This window comes from Pyrobaculum sp., assembly GCF_049971835.1.
Lineage (GTDB): Archaea > Thermoproteota > Thermoprotei > Thermoproteales > Thermoproteaceae > Pyrobaculum.
Window position 1 is genome coordinate 1 of sequence record NZ_JBMFKV010000155.1, and the last position, 4465, is coordinate 4465.

General features: G+C 55.1%; 7 protein-coding genes and 1 pseudogene. 6 read left to right on the plus strand and 2 right to left on the minus strand.

All coding sequences use genetic code 11. The features are described from left to right. Positions 1-250: pseudogene (locus tag ACP5J3_RS11165) on the minus strand (5-(carboxyamino)imidazole ribonucleotide synthase); the annotation flags it as partial. 84 nt (positions 251-334) lie between these two features. After that, positions 335-814, minus strand: coding sequence for a 5-(carboxyamino)imidazole ribonucleotide mutase (gene purE / locus ACP5J3_RS11170; RefSeq protein WP_428495771.1), 480 nt, complete (start codon positions 812-814; stop codon positions 335-337). A gap of 69 nt (positions 815-883) precedes the next feature. Here purE and ACP5J3_RS11175 point away from each other — a divergent pair, with 69 nt between their 5' ends. The 6 genes from ACP5J3_RS11175 to ACP5J3_RS11200 all read left to right on the plus strand — a co-directional run bounded on the left by ACP5J3_RS11175 (position 884) and on the right by ACP5J3_RS11200 (position 4081). Further along, a complete protein-coding gene (locus tag ACP5J3_RS11175) occupies positions 884-1252 on the plus strand; it encodes a HEPN domain-containing protein (protein WP_428495765.1) in 369 nt (122 codons plus the stop codon). Further along, positions 1231-1650, plus strand: coding sequence for a nucleotidyltransferase domain-containing protein (locus ACP5J3_RS11180; RefSeq protein WP_428495766.1), 420 nt, complete (start codon positions 1231-1233; stop codon positions 1648-1650). Before ACP5J3_RS11175 ends, ACP5J3_RS11180 begins: the two co-directional genes overlap by 22 nt. 68 nt (positions 1651-1718) lie before the next feature. Continuing rightward, entirely contained in the window at positions 1719-2309 is a 591-nt protein-coding gene (locus ACP5J3_RS11185) for a hypothetical protein (RefSeq protein ID WP_428495767.1), read from the plus strand. 6 nt (positions 2310-2315) lie between these two features. After that, positions 2316-2960, plus strand: coding sequence for a hypothetical protein (locus tag ACP5J3_RS11190; RefSeq protein WP_428495768.1), 645 nt, complete (start codon positions 2316-2318; stop codon positions 2958-2960). 68 nt (positions 2961-3028) lie between these two features. Beyond that, on the plus strand, positions 3029-3172 hold the full coding sequence (locus ACP5J3_RS11195) for a hypothetical protein (protein WP_428495769.1): 144 nt from the start codon (positions 3029-3031) through the stop codon (positions 3170-3172). A gap of 693 nt (positions 3173-3865) precedes the next feature. Continuing rightward, positions 3866-4081 (plus strand): hypothetical protein, encoded by a 216-nt coding sequence (locus ACP5J3_RS11200; protein ID WP_428495770.1) that lies wholly within the window; start codon positions 3866-3868, stop codon positions 4079-4081. The last annotated feature ends 384 nt before the right edge of the window (positions 4082-4465 follow it).

Below are 4465 nucleotides of genomic sequence, written 5' to 3' on the forward strand. Positions count from 1 at the left end.
ACCCCAGCGGCGGCTTCAGCTTGCCGAGCCTCTCGGCGTACCGCGCCACCTCCACATCCACATTCTCAAACTCGAAAGCGACCACGTCCGCCTCCTCAACCGCGGCGAAGGGGTCTGAGGCCCTCCTCCCACATCTAAAAGCGGGGGCGGAGGGATCCGGGTCGTAGACCACGAAGTCTATAGGCAACCTAGACGCCTCCCAACACATCATCAATGCCAACTGCCCGCCCCCCAGCACCAGCAACCGCATGGCAACACACAACCACCGCATTTTAAATATTTACTGGAAAAACAATGAAAATTCCCAGCGCTTCTCCGCGCAGTTTTTAAGTAGCTACGGAAAAGACTTTATGAAGGATTTGGAGAGGACCTCCTCCCTCATCTTAGCTATGTGTTGCCTCACCCTCTCCCGGATCTCTGGGTACTTGACGCCGAGTATCCTCGCCGCGAGGTACGCGGCGTTGGCCGCGTTGCCGATGGCCACGGTGGCCACGGGCGTTCCCCGGGGCATCTGCACAATGGAGAGCAGAGAGTCGAGACCCCCCAGGTGCCGGGTTGGGATGGGGACCCCCACCACTGGGAGCGGCGTGAGGGAGGCGGTCATGCCCGGGAGGTGCGCCGCCCCCCCGGCGCCGGCGATAACCACGTCGAACTTCTCCTCGGCCTCCCTGGCGAATTGATACATAAAGTCGGGGGTCCTGTGGGCGCTCACCACCCTAGCCTCGTAGGGAATCCCCAACGCCTCCAAAACCTCAAGCGCCTCCTTCATAACCTCCAAGTCGTTTATCGAGCCCATTATAACCGCCACCCGCATGTACACAACGACGCCAGTCAATTTATGAGCTACTGCCACAGATTAAATATATACAGAGGTGGTACCTACGTGGAGCGCTGGCTTGTGAAGGCGGAGCGCTACAGGCGGTACGCACAGAGGAGCCTCGCCGCCGGAGAATACGACCTTGCGTGCTTCCTAGCGCAACAAGCCGGCGAATTCCTCTTAAAGGCCCTCCTTATTAGAGAGGCGGGGGCGAGGCCCCTCACCCACAGCTTGTACGAGATGGCGAAGAGGCTCGCCCAGCTGAAGTCGGCCCATGTGCCGGAGGACGTGGCGCGGTGCGCCAAGTCGCTGGAGGAGCACTACATACAGGCCAGGTACCCAGACGCGAGGCTCGGCCCATATGAGGAGTGGGAGGCCGAGGAGTGCCTCAAGTGCCTCGACTTGTTGTGGAAATGGACAGATGGATTAAGGTAGCGAAGCAGAGGCAAGGGGAGTTGCTGGAGAGGCTCCGCAAATTCCTCAGAGACATATGTGGCGAAGGCGACGTGGTGCTCTTCGGCTCCCGCGCCAGGGGCACCCACCACGCCCTCAGCGACTGGGACATCGCCGTGTTGACGCAGAGCGGCCGCTACCACATCGCCGTGGAGGAGTTCGGCCAAGTCGTCTACATCCCCCTCGCCTCTGTAGATGAGATACTCGCCGAGAGCATGATCGCCCTAGACATAGCCAGCGACGGCCAGCTACTCTGCGGCCGCGGCGATCACTGGCAAATCTATTTGAAAAAAGCCGCTCAGTACATTCGGGAAAAGAGGCTGGTCAAGACACCAAGCGGGTGGTACCCACCGCCACCACACTCCGACCAGACACGGTAAGAGGCAGAAGCATCGAGAGGTGCGCCCTGAGAGGACGATACGTTATTAATACCAACATATCTACTAATGTGAGTGTGATTAAAGAGCTACAGCGCGCTGTGGCTGTTGACTTGATTAGGCTGGTGATTGCATATTACGAAAAAAGGTTTAGAGAGGGTGTGAGTGCGAGGAAGTTAGCCAAGTTGCTTTTTCTAGCGATCTATACCACAGATGAGGGGGTTAGGCTCCTAGATTTGCCAAGGGTGAGGCTACCAGAGGATTTTGTAATATACCGAGGGGGCCCCTCGATTAGGATAGGTTTTTTACTTGGTGGGGCCTCTGAGATTGGGAAATACGGAGTCGTGAAGACTGGCAGGAAGTACTACGTCAAGGGCGTTGATCAGGTCCTGAAGGAGGCCTCGGCTTCGTTAAAGGGCAGAGGCCTCGGCGACTTAGCCGACTACGTGTTGAAGATCGTTGACAAGTTTGGCCCGCTGAGCGAGAGAGAGTTAGAGAGATATACGCTTGATTTGCTCGGCCTCAGAGACGAAGTTGCTAAGGCGCTTGTCTTCAACATGTCGCTTGAGGCGTATCTAGAGGGACTGAAGAGGCTGAGAAAGGTGCAGGAAAGCGGGGAATATGTAGACGAGGAGGAGCTGTATCCCGACCTTTTTAAATAGGATTTAATGAGCTTTGACTCTTTTCACGCATTTATAGACACCAACGCCCTCGTCAAAGTTGTCTACGCAGTGACGCTACACCGCAGACTGGCTAGGCCTAAGCCAAGGATTTTAGGGTATCTAGAAACCCGGAAGCTAGTCTTCTACACAGACGAGGCGGTACTGCGCGAACTGAGCCATGTCGCTCTCCCCAAGTTGCTTAGTAGCGTCGATCGTGAAAAGCACGGGTGGTCGAACGTCGACGTCAACTTGATGAGGGAGTATTGCATTTCCGAGCTAAGCTATATGATAAACAGTAGATATGTTAGAGTTGTTGAAGATGAGGAAAGCCTCAAGAGGCGCGGTATTCAAGAGGTTGCCGTTTGTTTCAGAGGAGATGTCATGGACAGTGTAGTGGAGGGCATCTCTGAGGAGGATATCGACATAGTCAACTCACTCCTGTACGCCTACGACATAATTGCCACGGCGCCGAGAGGCGGGGCTGGGATGATAAAGGGCACGTTGCTATTCATCACAGACGATAAAGATTTGCGAAACGCTGTCGAGAACAGTCTTGCATGCGAGGCATGCGCCTGTGGCGGAAAGATAGTCGCCGTGAGCTACGTCGAATTTAAACAGAAGCTAAGACAATTAATAACAAGCGGCCAGTGACATGATTGGTTGGGCCCCTAAGCCCAGTAGCAGGTGAGGAGATAAAAGCTAGGGCGTGTATATAGTCGGTGAGCTGGTGGAGAGATGTGGTTAAGGGCTGTGAGAAGGCTAGGAGGGAGTACGAGGAGTACTCCAAGAGGCCGGACGCGGATCCCCATGTGCTGGAGGCGATGAGGAGGAGGGTGGAGTGGTGCGCTAGATATCTGAGGTAGGCCTCCGCGGACGATCAGGAGCCAATTATTTCTACAATACCCGGTAACGGAGCTTCAGCCCCTTTGATTCTCCCTGGACAACGACGTACCCAGAAACGTTTGCCTGCTCCAGACAGCCGCGGCTGAGACAGGGACATTTCTCTTAGCCAGTCCATTATTGATTTGCCCATGCCCCGCTAAGATCATCGCGTTTATCCGTGGCAAATTGAGAGAGAGGCGCAGACCGCGGCGGCTTCGCCGACGCTATCTATGAATTGGCAACGAGGTTTGAGATCACGTTGGCGTTGAGGAGGGAGTTTACACTATACTCTCCAACTCCTTGTGGTTGTGCGACTTATGGGAACGCGAGGATAAATATGCCCAACTATCTACATGGTGCGAGGCGGAGCGGAGGTTGCGGCAACACGGCCCCTACCTCATGAAGAAGCTCTACGACACAGAAAAGAAGGTTTTTTGAAGAAATTCGCCGTGGCTTAAATCGGCAATGTGTCGTGCGCGATTATCAACGGCGGGGCGTGGTGCCGAGGGGGAAGGTACTACAGCATGAGAGACGCCACGGCACCATATACCTGTGCCGCGATGGCGAATGTGACAGAGCTGAGATTTTAGCACCCTCCTCTTTTCCCCTATATGCGCGATTTCACCGTCTCGTATCTTTATTCGACTCTGCGTTCCATGCCGGGATCAGCGACCTTGTGGCGAGGAACGCCTCTAGGATTTTCATTTTGTTATCTCGACGCCCGCGGAGCTGGCCATGGACTTGAAGAAATTGCTGAAGATCAGAAGACGGGAGAGGAGACCGAAGAGGATTGGCGTAACGAGCGGCTCTGCGAGAGACAGTACGAGGAGCTGAAGGAGGTGGAGGATATCGAGGAGGAGTACTGGGAACACTACAGCTACTATGACTAGCCTTACCGAGGCCGTCTTCTATGTGTGGACTGAGAGCCCCCCTTCGACGGGGCGGAGTGGGTCAAGACGGAGGCGGGGTGGTGTCTAGAGATCAGGGGCGCCGGGCATGTGGAGGTGCTGAACTTCTGGCCGAGGGAGGCGGCGCGGGGCGGGGGGACTGTGCGTCGGGGAGAGGCCGCTGGCTCTCGTCTATATGCACTGCCATGAAGAGGCGGATTTGACGCTCTACAGGATAAATACAGCCAATCCAGAATCATTAAAAACAGCACTAAAAAACATTTAGACACTAAAAAGAATATTATAACTGTGAACTGCGGAGACATAGCGAGAAAACCGCCAATTACCATTACGCCGGATAAGACGGTGGAGGAGGCCGCGGCTTTG